This window comes from Rhodococcus sp. MPR-R1B (genome assembly GCF_058793255.1).
On the sequence record NZ_JBXAFO010000017.1, the window covers coordinates 58,838 to 83,074 of the forward strand.

Here is a 24,237-nt window from a genome sequence, read left to right on the forward strand (position 1 = left end):
CTGACCCAGGCAAGGACAGCTCGAGATCGCTAGCCTTGATCCATGAGCATTCCTGACATCACGCTGAATTCCGGAACCACGATCCCGCAACTCGGCCTCGGAGTCTGGCAGGCCACCAACGACGAAACCGAGCATGCAGTACGGTTCGCACTCGACGAGGCCGGCTACCGGCACATCGACACCGCTGCCGCCTACGGAAACGAAGAGGGCGTCGGACGAGGTATCGCCAACTCGTCCGTCGCGCGAGAGGACATCTTCCTCACCACGAAGCTGTGGAATGCGGATCAGGGCTACGAGCCGGCGTTGAAGGCTTTCGACACCAGCATCGACAAGCTGGGCGTCGACTACGTCGATCTCTACCTCATCCACTGGCCTCTGCAGGACAACGACCGACTCCTCCGCACGTGGGACGCACTCGAAAAGATCGCGGAATCGGGCCGCGCCAAGGCAATCGGGGTGTGCAACTTCGAGCCGCATCATCTGCAGCTTCTCGTCGAACGCGGTGGATTGTTGCCCGCAGTCGATCAGGTGGAACTGCACCCGCATCTCACGCAGCACGCCATTCGCGACAAGGCCGCCGAGCACGGGATCAAGGTCGAATCGTGGAGCCCACTCGGCGGTACCAGTAACGCAGGTTGGGGTAAGGCGTCCAAGCCCAACACCCTGCTCACCGACCCGATCATCACACGAATCGGTGACCGCCACAGCAAGACTGCCGCGCAGGTCCTGATCCGTTGGCACCTTCAGAACGGCCTGATCGTCATCCCGAAATCCGTACACGATGCTCGAATCGCTCAGAACATCGACGTATTCGACTTCGAACTCACCGATCTCGACCTGAGCGAAATCGACACTCTCGACGACGGCACCCGCGTCGGCGCGCATCCCGATGAACTCAACATCGGTGCACCGAACTGATCAAGCCGCTCGTTTGGTGGGGCGAAGCGCATCGAATCCGTTTCGCCTCACCATCGTTCCGAGGGTCTTCCACCACGGCCGAGCCGGATCCGGCTCGCTTCCGTCGCCCATCCGGTGCAGCTGATCGGTATGCCACTGCAGGTCGAGTGCACCGTCGAGCATCGAGATGTCGGCAACCTTCCCCAACAACTTCCGCGCTCCGAACTCAACAGTCGGCACGGTCAATCGTTCCCGATCCGATTCCAGGAGAACGGTTGCCGCGTCGGGGATCGTGATCGTCGGCCGGCCGAGGCCGATCACGTCGCACGCGCCGGAAGCCAGTGCCTCGACCATCGCCGATCGCGAGCGGAAGCCGCCGGTGACCGCCAAGGGAATGTCGCCGGCAATCGCTCGGACTGTCTCGGCGTACTCGAGGAAATATGCCTCTCGATCGCGAGTGCTCTGCTTCTGCGCTTTACCCATCATGGCCGGCGATTCATAACTGCCACCGCTGATCTCGATGAGATCCACCGACTCTTCGGTCAACGCGCGCACTACTTCTCGCGACTCGTCTTCCGAGAATCCACCTCGTTGGAAATCAGCCGAGTTGAGCTTGACCGAGACCGCGAATCCCGGAGCAACGGCAGAGCGTATGCGCCGAACGATCTCGATCACAAAGCGTCGTCGACGCTCAGGATCTCCACCCCACTCGTCCGTCCGCTGATTGGACAAGGGCGAAAGGAACTGCGCAACAAGATAACCGTGCGCTGCGTGTATCTGCACGCCCCCGAAGCCGGAGGACTCGGCGACGCGAGCGGTTTCCGCGAACTTGTCGATGATCTCGTCGATCTCAGCGGTCGAGAGTTCTCGCGGCGTCGCCATTCCCGGAATCTTCAGCGCGATCGCGCTCGGGGCGACCGGTCTACCTCTGCTGGCAATCGGGTTAGATTGCCGCCCTGGGTGGTTCAGCTGCATCCAGATCTCGGCGCCGCCGTTCTTGGCGGTCTTGGCCCAGGCAGTCAGTGCTTCGGCATCACGATCGTCGTCGACGACGACATTGCCCGGTTCGGCGATCTGCGATCGATCGACCATGACATTGCCGGTGATCAGCAAACCGAACCCGCCACTGCCCCAACGACCGTACAGCGTTTCCAAGCGAGTGGACGGTCCATGAGTGCGGTCACCCAGAGCCTCGCTGAGCGCAGCTTTCATCGTGCGATTCCGCAGGATCTGCCCGCAGGGCAAAGTCAACGATTCTCCGAGCGTGGTCATGGATGCCTCTCGTATGAAGGGAAGAAAGTCAATGGCGTGGCGCAGAACCGAAGTGCCGCTTGGTATCGCGCACGAAGCTCGAGAAGATCAGCGAGTTGACCGGTAGCCCGCCGCGCACCGCGAGCGACAGCTTCGGACGCGGCGAGAATGCAAAATTCCACTGCAGTCTCGAACCCACTGCGAGCTCGTCGACGCGGTAGTCCTCCGCGAAGGATTGGAACAGCGGAACATTGGACTGTTCGACGTAAAACGAGTGCCGACGCGTTTCGTCGTCCCAGGTGATGAACTTTTCGCGCATCTGCATCGCACCGCCGCCCACCTCCGCGATTCGGCGCGTGCCGACGCCGTAGGGGCGCGGCGAGGTGTAGTGCACTTTGGTGAGCAGCCGGCACCACGACAAAGGCTCGTCCGCGGTCAGACCAGCCCAGACGTCATCCGGTTCGGCGGTGAGGTCGATCGAGTACGTGAAGATATGCGGTGCCGTGTCGAAGAAATCGACACCGACCGGTTCGAGGTCGAACCAATGTGTCATCGCCTACTCCTGCCCAATTAGCCGTTACATGAAGTTACGGATACTTGACGACCGAAGTCAACCCCCGAAGGCTCAGCCGGACCAAGCCTCAGAACGAGAGAGCCCCTGCAGTGAAGCGATGACCTGTTCGAGCGGCTCGATACTTCGAGTCGTCTGGCACACCGCCACCGCACCTTCGACCGACGTGATCGTCAGGTTTGCCATCGATTTTGCCTGCACTGCAGGATAACCCGCAGTTTCGAGTTGCGATTCGATCAACTTCTGCCATCCCAGCATGACCTCAGCCGACACTTCCGCGACTTCCGGCTCACTGGCACGCGCCAACCCGCCGGCAATCACCGGGCAGCCGATCGCGAAGTCCGAGCGTGTGAGATTGAGTCGCCAGATGTCTCCGACCGCTTCGATCACGTCGGCCGTGGAACCGGTAGCCGCAGCCGAGCTGATCCGTCTGGTGATGATCGCACCGGCCGCGCGCACGGCTTCGACCATCAACTCGGTCTTACCGCCAGGAAAGTGGTGGTAGATCGACCCACGGGGTGCGCCGCTGTGCTTGATGACGTCGCTGAAGGACGTCGCGTCGACACCGTTGCGGCTGATCAGTTCAACCGCACTGCGAATCATGCGATCACGTGAGCTCAGCTCTGCCATGTCACAGATCCTTCGGCCGTCGGTACACCTGTCGACTCATACGCTACGTTATGTATGACGACCTACATAGTGATGGGATGAAACAATGAGTGACGAGACAACCGCGACCGTCGATCCGGCGCAGATGACAGGCCTCGAACTTCTCCGCTGGATGGGAACGCAGGTCAACGACCGACCCAGCATCGGACGCCTCCTCGGCATGGAGATGCGCGAGGTCAACGAAGGATCCGTGAGCTTCGCCCTGACCCCGCGCGCCGATTTCAGCAACCCGCTCGGCACTGTTCACGGCGGCATCTGCGCAACGCTGCTCGATTCGGTCATGGGCTGCGCGGTACACACGATGCTTCCCGCGGGCGTCGGCTACACGACCCTCGAACTCAAGCTCAACTACATCCGCACTGTGCCTCTCGACGGTGACGAGCTGACAGCCCACGGCAGCGTCATTCACGTGGGCGGGCGCACCGCGACCGCAGAGGGCAAGGTCCTGGACAAGAACGGCAAGTTGGTGGCGCACGGAACTACGACGTGCATGATTTTCCGCTAAGCCCGACGTGAGCAGGGTGCGAGTGCCGATGTACGATCGGCTCGTGACCCTGCTCACTGCGCACCTCTGGTGGCCCGACCGCTGACGGTCAGCCGCAACTGCGTGCTGCCCGGACCGATATCGGGTGGTCCAGCAGGCTCCTCTCAGGATCCCCGATCCGGCAAATGCCGTACGCGTCGTCGCTACGACCGCCAAGATCAGGTACCGAATCCACGAAGGAGAGTTAGTTGACCACCACCCCACTCAACCGTTCGCTCGAGCCTTTGGGCGTCTCCATCCCGTCGAAAGTGCCGACGCACTGGTACAACCTGGCGGCTGACCTCCCCGAGCCTGTTCCCCCGCACCTGCATCCGGGCACTCGTGAGCCGCTCGGCCCCGAGGACTTGGCGCCGCTGTTCCCGATGAACCTCATCGCGCAGGAAGTCGCAACCGAGCGCTACATCGAGATCCCGGAGACGGTTCGCGAGATCTACGGCATGTGGAGGCCCTCTCCCCTGTTCCGGGCGCATCGACTCGAGCGCACTCTGGGCACGCCTGCCCGCATCTACTACAAGTACGAAGGCGTGAGCCCGGTCGGTTCGCACAAGCCGAATACTGCTGTCGCGCAGGCGTACTACAACGCGATCGAAGGAACCACCAAGCTCACCACCGAAACCGGTGCGGGACAGTGGGGTGCGTCGCTGTCGTTCGCGGGCGCGCTGCTCGGACTCGACGTCGAGGTATGGCAGGTTCGCTCGTCCTTCGATTCGAAGCCGTACCGACGCATCCAGATGGAGGCGTACGGCGGAATCTGTCACCCGTCGCCTTCGGACCTGACGGAAGCCGGACGCGCACTGTTGAAGTCGCATCCCGACACCACCGGCTCGCTCGGTATGGCCATCAGTGAGGCCGTCGAGGTCGCTGCGCAGGATCCGAACACGCACTACTCACTCGGTAGCGTGCTGAACCACGTCATGCTGCACCAGACCGTGATCGGTCAGGAAGCAATGGTCCAGCTCGAAGAAGCCGGCGACGCCGTCCCCGACACCGTGTTCGGTTGCGCCGGCGGCGGTTCCAACCTCGCCGGACTCACCTTCCCGTTCCTGGGACGAAACCTTCGCGAAGGCACCAAGACTCGTCTGGTCGCCTGCGAGCCGTCGGCATGCCCGTCCCTCACCCAGGGCGAGTACCGCTACGACTTCGGTGACGTCGCCGGCCTGACGCCGCTGCTCAAGATGCACACTCTGGGTAAGGATTTCGTACCGCCGGCCATCCATGCCGGTGGCCTCCGCTACCACGGCATGTCGCCGATGGTCTCGCACGCGGTCAACCTCGGACTCATGGATGCAATTGCCGTCGATCAGGACGACGCACTCCAGGCAGGTCTGATTTTCGCCCGCGCCGAAGGAATCATCCCGGCTCCGGAATCAACCCACGCGGTTGCCGGCGCTATCGCTCACGCCCGTGCCGTCACCGAACCCGAGGTGATCGTGATCGGGCTGTCCGGCAACGGTCAGTTGGATCTTCCGGCGTACTCGCCGTACGTCTGACGCCGTCGGTGTGGTGGTCTCGTGCGTACGAGGCCACCACACTTCGTCACACCGAGCACGTGGGCTCGATCTCGCGATCGACATCGTGCCGGCCGTCCGCGAAACGAACCGATCAGTTTGATCGATCGGTTACGGTCTTTCGATGCAGCTTCGGTTGAAGGAACATTGGAAACTGGTCGCACTCGGACTGGCATTGCTCGTGGCGATCGCGTTCATCGTCGTATCGGTAATCTCCGACTCCAGTGATGCGGCATGGCCGAAGCAGAAGACAGGCGGTCCGATCGTCGAGCAAGGCGTTGTCGACGTAGACCTCTCCGATCCTCCGCAACAAGCCTGGGAACTCGATGTCCGAGCGCTCACGGACAACCCCGGGGACGTGCTGCTGTCGATGCCTTCCACGCTCGATGGCTACTACGGCTACGGCAACACGTACCAAGTCGGTGACGTGCTGGTGGCCGCGACTGCTTATCCGCTTCCCAAGACCGACGAGTCTTCGTCGAGTCAGGGAGTCGGTGCCGTCACACTCGTCGGGGTGAATCCCGACGACGGAAGTCCGCTGTGGAAAACGCGAATCGGCGGAGTCATCGGCCAGTGCAGTCAGCAGAACGAATCCACGATCATCGCGTGCTGGGGCGATCGACGGATGATCTTTGTCGATACCGCGACCGGAACTCTGATGTCCGACCTCGGAACCGACTTCGATCTCAATGGCGCCACCATCGCCGGAGACACCGTGTACACGTCCGGCGAAAGGATGGACGGAACGGTTCGAACACGAATTCTTGCCAGCGGCACCACAACCAATTTGACGGCCAACTTCGTGCGTACCTTCGAACCAAGTGAGAAGTTCGGAGCCGTCTACACGGTCCCTCACACCGACACTGTCATTGCGATGGAACAGGGCGACGGCGGGGACCCGCAGTACCGCTATCGAATCTACGATCTGCAGTCCGGCGCCGAACGATTCCGATTCGAGGGCGATTCGCTTGTCCCTAACGGGAACGGATTGTTCCTCACCAGTGTCGGCGGCCGGTCGGGATATGCCGGAACCCAAAACCTCTTGGCTTCCGACGGATCCACGATTCGTGCGATACCGATTCCCTCGTACTCATCGTCGTCCTACCCAAGTAAGCCTTCGACGGCGGTGCCGATGTTTCTCGGCGACGGCGCCTACGATCCGGAGTCGGGTGACGAACTTTGGCGCAGTTCACAAATCGTCAACACCGCGACGGCCGGGACAGGAAGCGCCATCGCCGCGGTGGTAGGAAAAACAATCCTGGTCACGTCTCCCGAGACGCGCACAATCTCGGGTCTCGACATCGAGAGTGGCCGACAGTTGTGGCAAACGCCCTGGCAAGACGCGTACTGGGTTCGAAGCGGTGCGACCGATGGCGACCACTTCGTCTTCAGCGACTACACCGGCATGCACGCGATCCGGGCTCGCGACGGAAAGATGATGTGGTCGGTTCCCCTTCCCCCAGAAGTTGATCCACGCGGAGTCGTCGTCTCGAATGCCGGCAAAAACGTGTCGTTCTCCTGGCAGAACCATTTCACCGTTTGGCGTTAGGCCGGCAACATCACCGATACCGTGTCGTACTGACCAGCCAGTTCAGCAGCAAGCAAATGGCTAGACGTGCAGCATCAATGGCCACAATCCAGTCTGGCGCGTTTGTTCAATTTCGGGGGAACGATCTCGAACAACTGCATATATCTCCGCGACTCCAATTTCGGAAAGATCAGACCAGACCTGCAGTGAAGGGGTGCGTAAAAATCGCACCGACTCAGGTATCTGATCCAATCCAACCGTAAAGGGAGCCAACGGGATGGTCGCGAAATCCCCAATTTGCAGTCGGCAACAAATAGTCCAGTTCGCGCGCAAACATCTGCGTACCGGGGGACCGAACTCAGACCAAATTCGTCGTCATTTCGGTTTGCAAAAACGCGCGTTCTTCACGCAGCTCGACACCCATCTGGACGATTCTGCACTTTCAATGCCCGAAAAAGTTGCACTCCGCCGCATCTGCCGACAGGAGGATAGAAGGTGCCCGATCAAACGTATGAACGTCTCAGCAGGTCAAGCCAACCCACCCCGGCCGATGTACGACGCGCTTCCTTTCCCACCCCGGAATCATCCCGCTTGACGATCGAAAGCCGCCAACTACGTTGAGCCGCTTGATTCTTCCGCAGTCCCCTCTTCTCGGATCGGGATCATCGGAGATCCAACAGCCGCGCGACTTTCAGGCTCAAATGCAAGGCCAACCGGTCGTCGCCGTTTGCCAAGTCTGCTCGTGTTATCTCCTGAATTCGCCGCAAGCGATAGTACAAGCTCCCTCGATGCACACAGAGCGCCTCTGACGTTCGCTTTACGTCACCGGCATTGTCCAAAAAACTCTCCAGCGTCGCGAGAAGAGCCTCACTTTTCGAGTCCTCATGGCTGAGCAAGGACTGCAAACCTGAGTGAATACTGTTCTCGAGTCGATCCTCCGACAGTTCGGCCAGAAGTCCGTAGACGCCGAGATCCCGATAACGCACAACATTTCCGAGCACCTTGACGACCTGGGCCACATCTGCGGAACGTCTGGACTCTTCGTAGGATTCGCGCACGTGTGCAACCGAGGTTCGCGGTTCACCGATACCGACCCAACATTCGATGTTCTGGCGCCCACTTTCAGACAAGACTCGCTCCCGGGCTGCCACGATCAGCGAGACCAGATGGGTTTGAGTCGAGCGTTCGGCCACCGATACGATCAACAGACTGTGGTCGGGGCGGTCGAGTTGGATTGCACTGTTCCGCGGGAGCCTCCGACGAAGCTGATCGACGCCGACGGCAACACTCAGACGATCTCTTTCGGTCAATGTCGACTGGTCGCCAGGACGGAGCAACACAGTGACCACGACTGCTGGACCCGCAGCCAACAAGCCCTCCTCGGCCAACCTGTTTGCCGCGTCCTCGCGCAGCGACCGCTCGCCCGACAGGACGTCTCGAGTAAGTTCCCGCTCCCGACTTCGGGACAACTCGTCCAGCAACTGTTCGCGGTGGAGGATCATCGCTGCCGCATCAGCCGTGCGCCTCAAGACCTCGGCTTGATCCTCGTCAACTTCGCCCTCCGAAGTCAACAGCCAGACGAAGCCCAGCAGCGCATTGCGATATCGGATCGGCATCCCGACCCGGCCAAGGGTCAGCCCTAGTTCTTCGTTGACGGGAACAGTGAAGAGATCGAGGGCTTCACGGCCTCCACTCGCGTAGATGAAGTCTACGATCTCGCGTGAAACATTCCGCTGTAGAACGGAATTCATTCTGACTGAATCGACGGCACTGTCATGCGAGTTGTACGCGAGCAGACGAATCTGTACATCATCGATCGCAACGGAACGGTCCAGTCGGCGCCCGGTAGTGTCCACCAAATGCTGCAGTTCTCCGACCATGGTCGAACTGTACGAGCCCCCTCTCCGGTTTGCAACATATGCCCAAACTTCTACGTAGAAAATTGAACACATGACAGTGATGCAACTAACTTTTGCACCATAGGCTCGCTTCATGCCAAGCACCCGAGACCCGTGACGTCTTCACTCGGTCCGCAAACCGGCAGAAGTGGCAGCGACGAGATCTGTTGCAGCCGTGGGATTTGCGTAATGGGGAGCGAGGCCGGCCGGCACGATCTCCCTCAGACGAAGTCGCCTCCGACCCGAAATCGACAAACGACCTTCGGTCGCCAGTTCAACATCGAATCCCACCGACCTCTTTCAATGTCGAATACCTCGAATGACATCGGTGACCGTGATATCGCAAAGCCGTTGCCATTCAGCACATCCCGAGAGGAATCATCATGACCGGCACAGCAAATGCTCCTGTAGAGCATCAAACCGAGACGTCACCCGGACCTCGATCGGCACGCCGTAGGGCCCTGATTGCCGGCGCGACAGGCAACATCGTCGAATGGTTCGATTTCACGATCTACGGTTTCACTGCCGCAGTTCTCGCGACAGTGTTCTTCCCTCCGGAGTTCGGCAGTGGCGCACTGCTTGCCACCTTCGCTCTTTACGGAGTCGCATTCTTGGCCAGACCTGCCGGCGGCATATTCTTCGGAAGACTGGGTGACCGCCTCGGCCGACGGAGGTCACTGTCCCTGGCAATTACGCTCATGGGCTGCTCGACGGCGGCAATCGGTCTCCTACCGACGTACGCTTCGATCGGTGTTGCCGCACCGCTGTTGCTGCTGCTGTGCCGATTGGTTCAAGGATTCTCGGCCGGGGGCGAATACACCGGAGCTGCCACCTTCGTCGTCGAGCATGCGCCGTCCCACCGCCGAGGCTTGTACGCAGGGATAATCAGCTCTTCGTCATTTGTCGGCAGCATCTTGGCCACGGTCACAGTCTTGTCATTCAGCTCGGTCGGCGCTGAGCACTTCGCCGACGGAGGATGGCGTTGGCCGTTCATCATCGGAGGCGTTGTCGCCATGGTGGGCCTGTTCATGAGGCTTGCCGTCGAGGAGACTCCGGCGTTCAAGGAAATGCAAGAAAACGATTCCCTTCCAACCCGCCCACTCGCAGATCTGTTCCGCAATCACTGGCGGACTCTGCTCACGTCCTTCGTGTACTTCGCCTCGCTCGGTGTCGTTACTCATATGCTGCTCGGCTACATGCCGACATTTCTGATTCTTTCAGCCGACGTTTCGAGCACGGTGGCACTGCTGATGACAACCGGCGCTTTGGTTCTCGCAGTCCCGCTGTTCATCTTCTTCGGCGCCACGGTCGACCGAATCGGCCGGAGACCTCTCGTCAGAATCGGCATGGTGATGTCAGTTTTCGTTTCGGTGCCCAGCTACATGCTCATCGGCACCGGAAACATTTTCGCGATTGCCGTTGCACTGGCTGCTCTGGTCATCGCGCTTTCCCTACTCGCGTCCGCTTTGCTCGTAATCCTCGAAATGATGCCGACGCATGCTCGATTCACCGGCACGGCAATCCCCTACAACATCGCATATGCACTTTTTGCAGGGACCGCTCCTCTGGTGTGCGCAGCACTGGTCAACGCCACTGGAAGCGATCTGTCGCCTGCCTTCTATGCGACCGCCATCGCTTTGATCGCGCTTCCCATTCTGTGGCGAGGGATTCCGGAAACGAAAAACTGGTCTGCCACTCAGGGCAGCCCGACGAAACATTTCTGACAACGGACGCGCCACGGCTGTAATTATTTGCGCAGCTGTCGATAGCGTTCCGATGGCCGCCACGAGAGAGTTGAGGACGACGAACACCTCTGGACTTTCAGGTGCCAAATTCATTAAGGCAGAGCCGAATCCGAGAAGTCGGGATGAAGCTCTCCAGAGGAAGTCGACGGCGTCGGAATTACCAGAACCCAAGCTTGCCGGATCGAACAGCTGTGCTTTCGATCCGGCGAAGCCATCAGTAGAAAGAGAGGCCGAAAGTGCCTACCGACAAGACCGATGCAGTTGTGGTCGGAGCTGGAGTGATCGGCAGCTCCATCGCCTACGAACTGGCCGCTCGAGGCTACGAAGTCCTGGTCATCGACAAGTCTGGTGGTCCGGGCTACGGCTCGACCAGTGCATCCAGTGCGGTTATCCGGTTCAACTACTCCACATTCGACGGTATGGCTGCGGCTTGGGAGTCGCTGCATTGCTGGCAAAACTGGAGCGAGCATCTCAACGCGACAGTCGACGGCGCGCTTGCGAAGTTTCGGCAATGCGGGATGGCACTGCTCGATGTCGACGTCGCGCCCCACGCGCGCACGATCGGATTATTCGAGAAGATAGGAATCGATTACCAGCTTTGGGACGCAACGACACTCGTCGAGAAGATTCCCGGTATCGACGCCGGCAAATACTATCCTCCGAAGCCAGTCGACTCGGAGTCCTTCTTCGCAGATGCCGAAACCACGCTCGGCGCGCTGTACACACCTCAGGCGGGGTTCGTCGACGACCCGCAACTGGCTGCCGCGAATCTTGCTTCGGCAGCACGTTCGCACGGTGCGGTTTTCGCATACAACACGCGTGTATTGGCAGTCGAGCAGTTGCCTGACGGCATCTGGCAGCTAGGGCTCGACGACGGGGAAAGTGTGAAATCCAAGATTGTCGTCAATGCCGCCGGCCCCTGGTCAGGAGCGTTCAACAAGCTGTCGAACGTCGGGGCCGACTTCAAGGTTTCGGTTCGGCCCTTGCGCCAGGAAGTTCATCACGTCACCGCACCCACTGGCTACAACGACGACGAGATCCTCGGCCCGATGATCGCCGATTTGGATCTCGGAACCTACATGCGAGCCGAACCTGGAAACGGTTTCCTTGTCGGCGGAACCGAACCGGATTGCGATCCGCTCGAGTGGATCGACGACCCTGATACCGCCAACCCGAATCGCACTCTTGCCCGGTTCGAAGCGCAGGTTTTCCGCGCCGCCAGGCGTTTCCCCACCCTGGAGGTCCCGTCACAACCGAAAGGTATTGCCGGCGTGTACGACGCAGCATCCGACTGGACCCCGATCTATGACAAGACAGACAGGCAAGGTTTCTACGTCGCCATGGGCACCAGCGGGAACCAATTCAAAAATGCGCCCATCGCTGGGCGCCTCATGTCCAGGATCATCGACCAGGTGGAAGCTGGACACGATCACGACGCTGATCCCCTGACCTATGTCGGGATGCACACCGGGCTCGAAATCGACCTCGGCGCATTCTCCCGCCTTCGGGCACCCAATGCCGAGTCGACCGGGACGGTCATGGGTTAGAAGTCTTGTCCGGCTTGGAGAATCGATAGCCGCGACAACTGAATAGACACGGCTGTGGGTGTCCGCTACGTGGTGGACACCCACAGCCGACTTCTCCTTCAACGGCGTCTACGGAAAATCGCCCTAGAACGTGTCAGCGGCACATCGCCTCCGGGACGGAGAGCTAACGTGCATGGCAGCTCTTCAAGTAGCTCAGGAACGATGCCTGCAGCCCGGTTACGTGCGTCTCGTGCAACAACGCGGTCGAAACATCCTGCGACCGTCCCTTGCCATGCAACTGCTCCACGACGGCGAGAACGTTGCGTGACAGTCCGCGATAGATCGGAATGGGTCCAGTCAGTTCGGCTTCGTTCAGCGTGACGTGCAGCTGCGGAACAACTGAGCCCACGCCACGCTCGGGCAGTGCCTCGACCAGTGTGTGGATCTGGCTGTCGGCGTTCACAACTCCGGGACTACCCGCACCGAAGGTCGCGAATGGGGGCGCGTCGCGCAGCCATGCGTAGAGGGCGAAAAGGCCTCCGTACGAGTACCCGAAGAGTCCGTGCCCGGACTCGCTGACACGTAGCTCCGACGAGTACAGGCGAGGGTGGAGTTCGTTGGTCAGGAAGTCGAGGAAGACGTCCGCGTGGGTGTCTGCCAGCTCCTCGAGGTAGGCGTCCACATACTCCTGGGTCATTGCACCCGAGTCGCGAGCAGCGGCAAGAGTGGCCGTCATTTCGTCGCCTACCGGTTCCCCGGGCGGCACGAGATCGCGGTTGCGTAGTCGTGCCCAGTTGGCAGCTTCTTCACCGGCATAACCGACGCTGACCTGGATGTACGGGGCGATCGTCAGATACGGGTCTGCCTGCGTGACGATGAGCGGGGCGGTAAGACCTACAGCCCAGTTGCCGTCCATCACGTATATCAGCGGTAAGGGATCCGTGGAGTCCGCGTAGCCGGGGGGTGTGGTCACCCAGATGCCGTAGCTGTACCCCGACTTCGCCGTTATTTCGAAGTACTCCGTGTCTGCAAAACATCCGTGCAGCATTGCGCTCATCGAACCTCTCCCTTCACTACGTGGCCGGCCTTCACGACGAGAACAGCCATGTCCGGATCGGCGAACACCTTGGCGTCGTGGAGCGGGTCTTGCTGCCAGGCGACCATGTCCGCCTGCATTCCGACGCGGATAGTTCCGACGCTTTCCCCGATACCGAGAATGTCGGCATTGACGCTGGTGGCCGAAACGAGTGCATGCATCGGCGACTCCAACTCCGCGCGCAAGTGCAACTCCTCACCTCGGCGCTTTTGGTGCGGCCCGATGAGGTCCGAGCCCAGGCCGATCCTCAGGCCTGCTGCGCGAGAGGCCTCGAGCGCTCTGGCCATGCGTTGACGCACTCCGGCTGCACGCTCTCGTATTGCCGGGTCCAGGTCCATGCTTTCGGTGTCCGCCAACTGCTCGACCACGGCGAAGGTGGGGACAAGTGCCACGTCATGTTCCCGCATCAGCTGGGCCGTCTCCGCATCGATGTCGGTGCCGTGTTCCACGCACCGGACGCCGGCCCGCACCGCGTTGCGAATGCCCGCATTGTTGTGCGCGTGGACCGTGACGTAGGTGCCGCGCGACGCTGCTTCTTCCACTGCCACGGAGATTTCCTCGACGGTGAACTGTGTGTCGGTGAGGCTGTCATGGCCTCCGACGACACCGCCGGTGACGCACAGTTTCAGAAATGTTGCGCCTCGGCGGAACGACTCGCGCACGTTGCGTCGTAGCTCGTCGGCATTACCCGACATCAAGGACAAGGCGCAGAGCCCTGGAATGTGGTGCATGTTCCACAGCTCGGTCGGCTCCCATGCGGCCCCGTAGTAGCCGTGTCCACCGGTCTGGCACTGCACAGGACCGCACGAGAGGACACGCGGACCACGCACCTTGCCGCTCGCAATAACGTCGACGACTCCGCCGTCGATGCCACCGACGTCTCGCACCGTGGTGAAGCCCGCGTCGAGGGCATGGCCCGCGGTGGCGAAGATGCCCGCAGCCAGTTCGGCTGCCGAGAGCTCAAACCCGAATTGCCTTCGGATCGGACTCGAAATGCCCAGGTGGACATGGGCATCGATGAGCCCCGGAGTTAGAAGCATGCCGTCCAAGTCAACCGTGGTCGAACCCGACGGCGCCTGTCCGATCGCGGTGACAATGCCGTCGCTCACGCACACGTCGACTTCGACCGGGTCGGTACCCGATCCATCCGCGACCATGCCGCCGGCAAACCATACGTCAGTCAAAGGGACCTCCGAGCATTGGAAACCACTCTCCTAAACACTGGTGAATTCGATATGCGGTACCGTACTCAACAGTGGTGAACCCGTCAATGGAGGTAGCGTGAGATCGCCGGTTGGGGAGGGTCGAGAGCGACTGTTGCAGGCACTGTTCGACGAGTTCGGTGAAACCGGCCCAAGTCCGAAGCTGTCGATGCGCCAAGTAGCGGAGCGACTCGGCGTGCACCACACGCTTCTGACCTATCACTTCGGATCACGACCAGGTCTCCTCAGCGCCGTACTGTCGGAAGCGCGCCGCCGTGACAACCTCGTCATCGCCGCGATGGGCAAAGATCTCGGGTTCGCGGCCCTGTGCAGGGCGATCTGGAGTTTCTACTCGAACGCCGAGCATGAAGATCGAAGCCGCACCTTTTTTCACCTGGCCGGACTTGCGGTGTACGAGCACAAAGCATTTCAAGATTTCGCCGCCGACCTCGACGACTTGGCTCATCTCCTTGAAGCGGCAGCCCTTCGCGAAGGATTCACTGTGGTGGATGCAAAGCAGCAGAGCATCATCGCAACCGCATGTCTGCGAGGACTGTTGCTGCAGAGGTTGCTCACCCCCGACGCCGAGGTCGACGCGGCAGCCGAGCGCTTCATCACCTCGTTGACAGCGTCCACCACGTAAGGCCTCACAACCGATCACCCTCGTTCGAAATCACCGACGCGGGGCCGTTTGCCATTGGCTCGGTCACGTTTCGGCGCGAGCCGGGTCTCTGAACCCCGGTTGAATGGTGGCCGATCGCACTTTCGACATCTGTACGAGCGAAGTGCCGAAAGATGCGACAAGTGAACCTATCCCGACCCAGCAGACACACGACATCATCGACAAGTCCGATGATTCACATGAGTTTCGAAAGTCAGGATTGAATTGTGACCATTACCTTCCGTGCCGCAGAGTTGAACAGCGCAAGTGGGATCTTCCAGCAAGCACTGCTCGGCCAACCCAGTGCAGAGCCACTCGGCGGAGACATCATCACTCGTGCAGATGTCGAGTTCACCAGTGACGACGGCCGCATTCAATCCGGAGTCTGGGAGAGCGAACCGGGAAGGTCGCGGTGGGAGTTCCTCACCCGCGGCGAGATCATCACCATCGTCTCCGGCGCCATGACCGTCGAGGAGGACGACGGCGATCCCGTACATCTCGTTGCCGGTACGAGTGCAATCTTCCCAATCGGATGGAAGGGTACGTGGACGGTCACCGAGACCGTACGCAAGGTGTTCGTCGTATACAACGAATGACCAAGAGAATCCGCAACATCCGACTTTTACGGCCCGTCATACGGACGGATCTCCCGACGCAGCCCACTTGCCCTGAGCACCTGTCGCTGAACTCCCGCCCTCACGGAATCCTCGGTGCCGATTACCCTCACATGGTTTCTGGCGCGAGTGATCGCCGTGTACAACAACTCCCGGGTCAGCAGTGACGACGCCTCGGCCGGCAGCATCACCGATACCGTGTCGTACTGGCTGCCCTGGCTCCGGTGAATCGTCATCGCGTAAACGGTCTGCACCGACGAGAGTTGGCTCGGGTGAATCAGAAACGCATCACTCCCCCGCTGGAATGCGGCAATAGGAACGCCATCCTCACGCTGCACGATCACCCCGGCATCCCCGTTGTAGATCTTGGCCTCGTAGTCGTTGGCCGTCACCAACAGGGGTTGGCCCGGATACCACCTCGTCGGGTCCAGGAATTGCCCTGATGCCGTGCCGACCCACTCCATCGCCTGCTGCGCCCACCGCCCGACACCGTACGGTCCGTCACGGTGCGCGCACAGAAGGCGGTGCGATTCCAGGCCTTTCAGGGCGCCGATCGCATCACCCCCCTCAGCCGACCTCGTCACCAACTCTGAACTCGCAACGATATCGGCGCGCAATGCGTCAACGTCCTCGGGAGAATGGAAGGAGACTGCGGGATCGCCACTACGCAGGATGCGCAGAACCTCAGCGGAATCTCCCGCTCGAACTGCCCTGGCCAACGACGCGATGGTTCCGTCGAAGCGGCGCCCACGTGAGAGTTGAATGATCCCGCCCCGCAGACGATCCTGCTCATCCGCACTCAGCGCCTCTTCGGAACCAGTGGCCGTGAGATCGTCACCCACCAACTGTGCCAGCGCCGGATTTCCACTGACTTCTACCGGGCGGGCGACAAGGTCAGCAAGAACAGCGCCGGCGTCGACTGAGGTCAACTGATCGGGATCGCCGACGAGCAGCAGACGGGCATCGGGGCGAACCGCTTCGAGCAGGCGCGCCATCAAGGTGAGGGAGACCATCGACGTCTCGTCGACGACGACCACGTCGTATGGAAGTCTGTTGGTCGCATTGTATTTGAAACGGCTCGAACTCCCCCGCTGCCAACCGAGTAGCCGGTGCAGGGTCATGGCCGCTAGTTCTTCGGGAAGGCCAAGGCTCGCGGTCTGCTCACGTACGGACTCTTGCAGACGTGCTGCGGCTTTGCCCGTCGGTGCGGCCAGCCCGATGCGAGCATTCGAACCCAGTTCCTCCGACAGGAGAGCGAGAATACGTGCGACCGTATGGGTTTTGCCGGTTCCGGGCCCACCGGCGATGACCGTCGTCCACTGTGTCGCGGCGAGAGCAGCGGCTATCCGTTGACGATCAGGGCTGGTGGTCGGCCCGTTCTCGTCTACGAACAGCGAATCCAGGCGCGTTCGGACCGCTTCCAGGTCGGCGGGCGGCCACGTGGACGCACGCTCGTCGAGCACTCGCCGAATCGTCTGCTCCTGCAGAAAGTACCGATCGAGGTAGAGAAGCTCACCGTCGTCCGTGTCGACCAACCGGAGGGGCCTGAGCGGTCCGGCGTTGCCGCCGATCACCAGAGGGCTCAGCCGAAGGGCGGCAACGATCTCCGACGGTTCGGGCCACGGCAACGACGTAAGTTCGTCTTCCGTCGCATTGTCGACGCTCACATCGCGCATCCGTCGTAGATCGAGGCACACCGAACCTGATCGCACGGCCCGAACTGCCAACGCCGCGGCCAGCATCACTTCTTCGGAAGTTTCACCGCCCAGGCTGCACACTCTCGTCGCGACATGAACGTCGGCGGCAACCAGAACCCCGGCTTCATTGAAGATTCGCACGATCCCTTTGGCGCGCTGCGCCAATTGCGCCTCGGTCATCGAATCTTCTCCCCTACTGTGTGGGACGCATCAAGACCGGCCAGCAGATCCGATAGTTCAACCGTCAGCTGAGCAGGCGGTTTCCATTCGAATACACCACATTCCGGCGGACTGTCCGGGCCGAGCATCCCCCGCACGAATTGATACTGCGCGCCTCCGAGCTGGTGATGCGGATCGTAGTCGGGCAGTCGCCACCGCAGATATCGATGCAGCGCAACCGAATACAGCAGTGCCTGCAAGGGATAGTGCGAGCGCATCATCTCCGTCGCCATGAGTTCGCGCGTGTAGTTGGCAGCCGTCAGATCGCCGCGGCCCAGCCGATTTGTCTTGTAGTCGACGATCACGAACGACGGGCCCGGGATCCGCAAGACGGCGTCGATACTGCCCGTCAGGAACCCGCGCATCGGTGACGTCTCGACACGGTCAAGATGGTCGGCGTACGACGCCAGAATGTCGTCCGGGGGAAGGTGGCGCCTCAACAGTTCCGACACTCCGCGAAGTGTGACACTCATCGACACCGGATCGTCGCCACCGGCCAGTGGGAGTTCGAAATCGAGTTCGGGAAGACGATCTTTCGGCGCGATCGTGGCCAAGGTTCCGAATCCCAGTGGAGTCTGCATCACCAGCAACAACGCATCCGCGAGTGCTTCGGAGTCGACCTCGGCCGCCCGAACCGAGACCGCCTCGGCGCAGCGTATACGGAGTTCCGCTCTCAGGTCTGAAGCAGCCGTGTCCACCACCTCGAGCACTTCATGCACCAGCGTGCCGAATGCGGCGCCCGCCGGAAGACCGTTCATCGGTGAAGGCAACGCCTCCAGCGGCGAGGGGGTGACGGTCCCGACGTCTACGGAATCCTCCGGCTCGTCGTCCTTTTCGGGATCCTCTACCTCACTGTCGGTGCTCGTGACCGCGTGGTGCGCTCCGGCGGTCAGTGCCGAGTACGACGTACGACGCCAGAGAGTGTCCAGGTCTCGATCGAAACGCGCCGCGGCCAGTTCGGTCACGTTCGCGGCTGCACCGGACCACTGGACGGGCGAGGGTGGATGTGGACCAACAGGTTCCACCGAGATCACATCGGAAGCTGCTGCCGGCCACGTCGCGAGTCGTGCTGCGGTTGTACCGTCGTCGAGCACCTTCACTACCCGAGCAGGTTCGGCGATGCCGGGTGTACGTCCGAGCATCAACCGGTGCAGCGGCGAGCGGGAGGTCCCGTAGCTGGGCGCCCACCAGAGCACGAGTTGGCACTGCGCCCGGGTCAGCGCCACGTACAGCAGCCGCAGTTCTTCGCCCGCTTCTTCAGCCTCCGCAACAGTCTTTCTGGCGTTGTGCCCCGGGCCTTCCTGCCCACCGACGTCGAGGATGCGGCGCCCATCCGGATCGTGCAACAACTGCGTCGGAGAGTTGAAGCCGCCCACGCTCTCCCAACTGAACGGGACGTAGACGATCGGGAATTCGAGCCCTTTGGTGGCGTGCACGGTTGCGATTTGTACAGCGGCAGCATCGCTGTCGAGGCGACGGCTTCTGTCGGTGGCACTCCCGGACGTCGGGTCCTTGATCCGATCGGAGAGCCAGCGAACCAATGCGCTCAACCCGAACGCTTCCTCGGTGGCGACGCGGCCGAGAAGTTGTGCGACGTGCCGCAGATCGGTGAAATCTCGTTCGCCGGACGGGGCCGCGAGTACACGCTTCTCCAGATTCGTTTCGGCGGAGATCCTTTCGAACACGGCTGCGAACCCGACGCGTGCGAACAACCCGGAGTATGAGCGCAGTTGACCCGCGAGTTCCGCGACGACGTTGTCGCCGTCGAGGTCCAATTCTTCGGCGGTGCGCCCGAAAATCGGAGAGAGGGCGGTCAACCGGACGCGATCAGACCGGTGCGGCTGCTCGATCGCCTGCAGCAGCCATAGCCACTGTGTTGCGCTGGGTGTCGCGAAAACACTGGAACCGCCGGTCAACACGGACGGTACACCTACGGCATCGAGGGCATCGCGAATCATCGCCACCTGCTTGTGGGTGCGCACCAATACCGCGACGTCTCCCGGCTCGACCGGGCGCGGATCACCGTCGACTGCCAAGCGGGCATCGCTGCCCAGCAGTCCGACCACGTCTGCTGCGACGTCGCCCGCGACGCGACTGCGAAGTCTGCCTACGGCCGGAAATCCCGAACGATTGAGCGGTCCGGCTCCGGTACGCGGCAGATGGCGTACACGCATCGGCACCGGGCCGGACAACCGGGACTTCTTGTGCGAAGCCTCCACTGGATGCGCGACGATACCCTCGTTACCGAGTGCGGCGCCGCCGTAGAGGTGTTCGAGTGCCGCCAACAACCCTGGATCGCTGCGCCAATTGGTGGTCAACTCCTGGTGCGCATCCGCCTGATTGACCGCATCGAGATAACTCAGGACTTCTGCCCCGCGGAACGCATAGATGGCTTGTTTGGGATCACCGACCAGGACCAGGGTGGTGTGACCGTGGAAGGCCAACCGCAGAATGTCCCACTGCAACGGATCGGTGTCCTGGAACTCGTCGATCAGCACGACCTTGAACTTCTCGCGCACCCGACGGCACGCGACGGGGCCGTATTCCGGATCCGTCAACACGCCGTGCAGCAGCGTCAGGAGATCGTTGAAGTCGCGAATTCCTTTGGTCCGCTTACGTCGTTCAACCTCGAGACGAGCAGCCGCCGCGAACAGGACTCGCTGACCGGGAGCGGTCTCCTCCTCGCCGTCGGGTTCGAGAATTGCCTGGCCATCGCCGACTGCGCTTCGGGCAATGGCCAGCGCGTCCTTCGTGGAAAACGGTGGAGACGAGTCCGTCCGGCTGTAGCGGCTGAGGTACAAATCCGAGACGACCTCACTGATCAGGTCGTCGACCGACTCCACAAAAGTTGTGTCGGGTTCGCGTTCCCCGGCGATGCCGAGTCCGTCGAGCATCCTCTGACAGAAACTGTGGGTGGTCGTGATGGTGCCGGCGTCGAACTCCGCGAGAGCGCGCAGGAGTCGACGACGCCGCACGCCGATCTCCTCGTCGTCAGCTGTGGCGAGGTACGACACCAGATCATCATCCGACCGCCTCGCCGCCTCCGGGTCGACCAGAGCGGCGGACACTCCGGCGAACCTCTCCCTGGCACGCTCACGAAGTTCCTGAGTGGCGGCCCGGCTGAATGTCACCAGCAGAACTTGCGAAATGTCAGCGAGACCTTCGGCAACACAACGGGTCGCGAGTCCGACGATCGCGTAGGTCTTGCCAGTTCCGGCGCTCGCTTCCAACACCGTGGTGCCGGTCGGTAGCGGCCCCAAAAGGTCGAAGTCCACGGGTTACTCCGCTCTTTCGTTGGTCAGCAACGGATCCCACAGTCGTCGGGCGAGAACTCCGAATCGAGTCGGTTCCTCGGCCCAGACGAATTCGTCGTCCGACGGCGGATCCGCAGCCAACTCCGCCAGTGTTCGAGCTTCTCCGAAAACGTAAGCGTTGCTCGGATCGATCATCTCGCCGTACTGCCCGGTCCACTGGGTGTCCGCACCGTTTGTCGCATCGTCGACCGACTCGCCACCAAAGCGTCGGCGCGCATATTCGGCTGAAGTAGCGGCCCACATCGGCAACGGACGCTGCAACCCCCGCTCGCGTAGGTCCACCAGTTGCTGCAGGATCTCGACCGCATTGCCTGGCGCATCGAGCACCGACCGTGCCGCTGCTATCTTTCCCCGACCCCGTCCGATGGAGACTGCATCGAGCGCACCGGGTCGTCCGTGCGCTTTCAAGGCGAGCAGGTTTATCCAGGCCGTCATTCGATGTTTAGGCGCCAGTGAGGAATACGACGCTCGCACCACTGAATTGCCGTGCACACCGGTTACCGTTCCGGTGAGACGACGCCCGTCACCGAGGTCGATGTCGACGTCGACAGCCTCGGAGTCGCCCTCGAGGTGTGGCAATGCAAGACCGGCAAGTTGGTCTACCACCCACTCGACGTTGCCCAGAACCGAGGCGCCCAGGTTGTAGGGCGGCAAAGTACCGCGGCGCCACTCGGCTGCACGGAAATCCGCCGAGCTGCGTCCAGCCAAGCGCGAGAGAAGCATTCGGTCACCCAGAGCCCAGGTGGACAGTGGATCGAGCTCGGTTGCCAGCGAATCCGCGATGTCGTCGTCGAGTTCCGGTACCCGGACGCCGAGGCGTTGGCGCAGAAAACCACGGGCGGGGTGTACGAGGAAGTTCACCAGGTCGGCAAGGTTCACTTCCTTCGGATGCACCTCGAGTAGCTTGGCCGACAAGACTGTCGGCAATTCGATCGGTGTTCCGGCAGCAGCCCTGGCACCGGCCAGCGCTGCCGTGTCGAAGCTGAACGGCTGATCCGGCGAGAAGTTTCGATTGTCGAACGACTGCAACGGGTGTCGAGTCAGCACCCCGTTGATCGCTTCCGGGCCCACCGTCGCACTGAGTACGTCGAGGAGGCCACTGAGGGGGATCGCCGGCGGTCTGACGACACCGGTGACCGGATCGGCACCGGTATACAACAGAATCAGATGCTCACCCGCAGACATCACGGCATCGAGAAGCAGTTGCCGGTCTTCACTGCGCAGATCACGCTCCCCCACAACTGGATCACGGGACAAGATGTCGTCGCCGTCGACTCCACCGGTTCGAGGGAACACCTCGTCGTCGAGCCCGATCAGAACGACCACGCGATGCGGCACCGAACGCATCGGAACCATCGTGCACACCGTCAGTTCGCCGGTTCGGAAGTTGGCCCGCGTAGGTCTGCCAGCGAGGCTGCGCGAGAGCATCGCGCGAACATCGGCCAGACGTAACACCGTCTCTCCGCCGAATTCGACAGCAGCTACAAGTTCGCGGTGGGCCCCCGCGCTCTGCCAGGAATCGGCGGGCGCAGTGTCGGTCAGTAGATCCAGGGCCCGCATCAGCACACGAAGCCATTCGGCCGGCGAATGTGGGCCGGCAAGATCGCGAAGCGAGACTGCCAGGCGATCGACGAACTCTGCGAAACGTCCACTCAGATCGATGTCTGTGCCGTCCACGTCATCGAGTGGCAGCGCGAGATCCAACCAGGCATTTTCCGATTCGTCCGCGCTGACCCCCAACAAGATTCGGTCCATGGCGGTGTTGAAGGTGTTCTGCGGAAATGCATCGAGACCGAACGTGGCACGCTGCCGACTACCGATTCCCCAGCGAGCACCCGCTTCCGTCGTCCATTCCCGCAGTCTTTCCAATTCGTCGTCGCCCCACGAAAAACGTGTGCGGACAGGCTCGGTCGCAACAAGGTCGAGAACCTCACTGGCTGTGGCCCGGCCGTCGGCCAATTCGAGGAGAGAGCCGAGAACGGCCAGGACAGGATTGGTCTGACGTAATCCGCGGTCTGCCAGCTTTACTCGAAGAAGATGCCCCGGGTGTCCATGGACACCTTGCCCGAATGCAGCACGAACCAAGGGTGCGTACGTTTCGACGTCCGGGCACATCACGAGTACGTCGCGTGGCTGCAATGTCGGGTCGTCCTCGAACAATCGGAGCAGACATTCGCGGAGCACCTCGACCTGCCGTGCCGGCCCGTGGCAAGCGTGGACCTGAACTGTCCCGTCCGGTTCCGCTGCAACGCTGGGAGCACGATCTGCGATGACATCGGCCTTGACCGTCGCCAGGAGGGATTTCGGGCCGGCTGGTTCGGGAAGATGCACCGACTCGAACTCGGCGGCACCGAGGCTGATCTGAAGTTCACGAACGTCGCGAGCAAGACTCGACAGCAACGGATTGGCGGATATCAGCGCTGACCCGTCTTCCGAACGTCGGATCGTGCTCTCACTTCGAGGCGGTATGCGCGAGCTCATCTTGGTCCACAGCGCGGGGCTGGGATGCGGGAGCCAGATGTGCACGTCCCGATTCGCACTGAGTGCGCTCAAGATCATTCGCTGATCGACCGGCAGCCGGGTCGGCCCGAAGACCGACAGACGTTCCGGTAGGTCGACCAAGGCCGGGTCCTCGACCAGCGCGCGGCTCACTTGCCCCAGTCGCTCTGCGGGCCCCGGAACGTCGATCTTGTCCGCGACGATGCACCACAGACGTGCCTGCCATTCGAAATCCTCCGACAGCGCCAATCCGTGTCCGTCGGTCAACCGCCCGGCGGCCCAGTCGATCAGCATCTGTGGGCGTTGCGCGGCATAACTGCGGAAGAGTTCGGTGACATGTGTGGCGGAGGCAAACCGTCGACCTTCACGATGGCCTTCGAGATGCTTCGCCAGGACTCCGCACCAGGGCTCGCCGAGGGACTCGTCGATCACGTCGAGAACCGTCCACACCAATCGCGTCGGCGACCATGGGTCGTCGTCAGCCGTGATTCCACTGACCGCAGCCACGGATTCCGCGACCAGGCGCGCGGGTGAAGGAAACGCGATGTTCGCAGAAATTCCGTCCACTGCTGACGGTCCGGACGTACCTAGCTGGGAGGACAGCCGCTGATTGAGCCAACGCTCGACGCCCTTGGCCGGCACCGCAACAGTTTCCTGGGCGAATGGATCCGACAGCGGTGTACGGAGGAGCGTGGCCAACGCCGAGACCAAGGTGTCCGAACGCTCGGCCCGGTACAACTTCAGCAATCTTCGCTCCCCTCACTCCGTCCAGACGTCCATCTCACCACGGCGCTGTGA

Annotated in this window: 17 protein-coding genes; 8 read left to right on the top strand and 9 right to left on the bottom strand. The window is 61.5% G+C overall.

Features of this window, described 5'->3' with window-relative positions; genetic code table 11:
• Positions 1-42 precede the first annotated feature (42 nt).
• The gene (locus tag AC1Q61_RS22125) at positions 43-918 is read left to right on the top strand and encodes an aldo/keto reductase (protein WP_007734162.1); all 876 of its coding nucleotides are present in this window, start codon (positions 43-45) and stop codon (positions 916-918) included.
• Here AC1Q61_RS22125 and AC1Q61_RS22130 read toward each other — a convergent pair whose 3' ends face one another.
• From AC1Q61_RS22130 to AC1Q61_RS22140, 3 genes are all read right to left on the bottom strand, one after another.
• A complete protein-coding gene (locus tag AC1Q61_RS22130) occupies positions 919-2,169 on the bottom strand; it encodes an NADH:flavin oxidoreductase/NADH oxidase family protein (RefSeq protein WP_215515648.1) in 1,251 nt (416 codons plus the stop codon).
• A 28-nt stretch (positions 2,170-2,197) separates the two neighbouring features.
• The gene (locus AC1Q61_RS22135; protein WP_042920475.1) at positions 2,198-2,701 is read right to left on the bottom strand and encodes an SRPBCC family protein; all 504 of its coding nucleotides are present in this window, start codon (positions 2,699-2,701) and stop codon (positions 2,198-2,200) included.
• A 72-nt stretch (positions 2,702-2,773) separates the two neighbouring features.
• Entirely contained in the window at positions 2,774-3,349 is a 576-nt protein-coding gene (locus tag AC1Q61_RS22140; protein ID WP_003945856.1) for a TetR/AcrR family transcriptional regulator, read from the bottom strand.
• An 85-nt stretch (positions 3,350-3,434) separates the two neighbouring features.
• On the opposite strand from AC1Q61_RS22140, the gene AC1Q61_RS22145 reads away from it, so the two are divergent.
• The 3 genes from AC1Q61_RS22145 (at position 3,435) to AC1Q61_RS22155 (ending at position 6,989) form a co-directional block, all read left to right on the top strand.
• Positions 3,435-3,893, top strand: coding sequence for a PaaI family thioesterase (locus tag AC1Q61_RS22145; RefSeq protein WP_003945940.1), 459 nt, complete (start codon positions 3,435-3,437; stop codon positions 3,891-3,893).
• Between the two features lie 227 nt (positions 3,894-4,120).
• The gene (locus tag AC1Q61_RS22150) at positions 4,121-5,422 is read left to right on the top strand and encodes a TrpB-like pyridoxal phosphate-dependent enzyme (protein ID WP_042920478.1); all 1,302 of its coding nucleotides are present in this window, start codon (positions 4,121-4,123) and stop codon (positions 5,420-5,422) included.
• Between the two features lie 142 nt (positions 5,423-5,564).
• Positions 5,565-6,989: an outer membrane protein assembly factor BamB family protein gene (locus AC1Q61_RS22155; RefSeq protein ID WP_042920480.1), complete on the top strand. Its 1,425-nt coding sequence runs from the start codon at positions 5,565-5,567 to the stop codon at positions 6,987-6,989.
• 641 nt (positions 6,990-7,630) lie between these two features.
• Here AC1Q61_RS22155 and AC1Q61_RS22160 read toward each other — a convergent pair.
• Complete coding sequence (locus AC1Q61_RS22160) at positions 7,631-8,848, bottom strand: PucR family transcriptional regulator (protein ID WP_007734149.1); 1,218 nt, start codon at positions 8,846-8,848, stop codon at positions 7,631-7,633.
• 401 nt (positions 8,849-9,249) lie between these two features.
• Between AC1Q61_RS22160 and AC1Q61_RS22165 the strand changes: the two genes are divergently transcribed.
• Positions 9,250-10,590, top strand: coding sequence for an MFS transporter (locus AC1Q61_RS22165; RefSeq protein ID WP_042920482.1), 1,341 nt, complete (start codon positions 9,250-9,252; stop codon positions 10,588-10,590).
• Positions 10,591-10,847: 257 nt separating this feature from the next.
• Positions 10,848-12,158, top strand: a complete 1,311-nt coding sequence (locus AC1Q61_RS22170) for an NAD(P)/FAD-dependent oxidoreductase (RefSeq protein WP_492651052.1) — start codon at positions 10,848-10,850, stop codon at positions 12,156-12,158.
• A 163-nt stretch (positions 12,159-12,321) separates the two neighbouring features.
• On the opposite strand, the gene AC1Q61_RS22175 is transcribed toward AC1Q61_RS22170, so the two are convergent.
• Both AC1Q61_RS22175 and AC1Q61_RS22180 read right to left on the bottom strand, forming a co-directional pair.
• The gene (locus tag AC1Q61_RS22175; protein WP_020906257.1) at positions 12,322-13,194 is read right to left on the bottom strand and encodes an alpha/beta hydrolase; all 873 of its coding nucleotides are present in this window, start codon (positions 13,192-13,194) and stop codon (positions 12,322-12,324) included.
• Positions 13,191-14,417: a metal-dependent hydrolase family protein gene (locus tag AC1Q61_RS22180; protein WP_252194249.1), complete on the bottom strand. Its 1,227-nt coding sequence runs from the start codon at positions 14,415-14,417 to the stop codon at positions 13,191-13,193. The genes AC1Q61_RS22175 and AC1Q61_RS22180 overlap by 4 nt, the downstream gene beginning before the upstream one ends.
• A gap of 97 nt (positions 14,418-14,514) precedes the next feature.
• Here AC1Q61_RS22180 and AC1Q61_RS22185 point away from each other — a divergent pair, with 97 nt between their 5' ends.
• Positions 14,515-15,078: a TetR/AcrR family transcriptional regulator gene (locus AC1Q61_RS22185; RefSeq protein WP_029254476.1), complete on the top strand. Its 564-nt coding sequence runs from the start codon at positions 14,515-14,517 to the stop codon at positions 15,076-15,078.
• 245 nt (positions 15,079-15,323) lie between these two features.
• Positions 15,324-15,692, top strand: coding sequence for a cupin domain-containing protein (locus tag AC1Q61_RS22190; RefSeq protein WP_445387678.1), 369 nt, complete (start codon positions 15,324-15,326; stop codon positions 15,690-15,692).
• Between the two features lie 26 nt (positions 15,693-15,718).
• On the opposite strand, the gene recD is transcribed toward AC1Q61_RS22190, so the two are convergent.
• From recD to recC, 3 genes are read right to left on the bottom strand one after another with little or no spacing between them, the layout of a single operon-like run.
• Entirely contained in the window at positions 15,719-17,587 is a 1,869-nt protein-coding gene (recD, locus tag AC1Q61_RS22195; RefSeq protein ID WP_492651053.1) for an exodeoxyribonuclease V subunit alpha, read from the bottom strand.
• Entirely contained in the window at positions 17,584-20,901 is a 3,318-nt protein-coding gene (locus tag AC1Q61_RS22200) for a UvrD-helicase domain-containing protein (protein ID WP_492651054.1), read from the bottom strand. The genes recD and AC1Q61_RS22200 overlap by 4 nt, the downstream gene beginning before the upstream one ends.
• A gap of 3 nt (positions 20,902-20,904) precedes the next feature.
• Positions 20,905-24,186, bottom strand: a complete 3,282-nt coding sequence (gene recC / locus AC1Q61_RS22205) for an exodeoxyribonuclease V subunit gamma (RefSeq protein WP_021332393.1) — start codon at positions 24,184-24,186, stop codon at positions 20,905-20,907.
• Positions 24,187-24,237 lie beyond the last annotated feature (51 nt).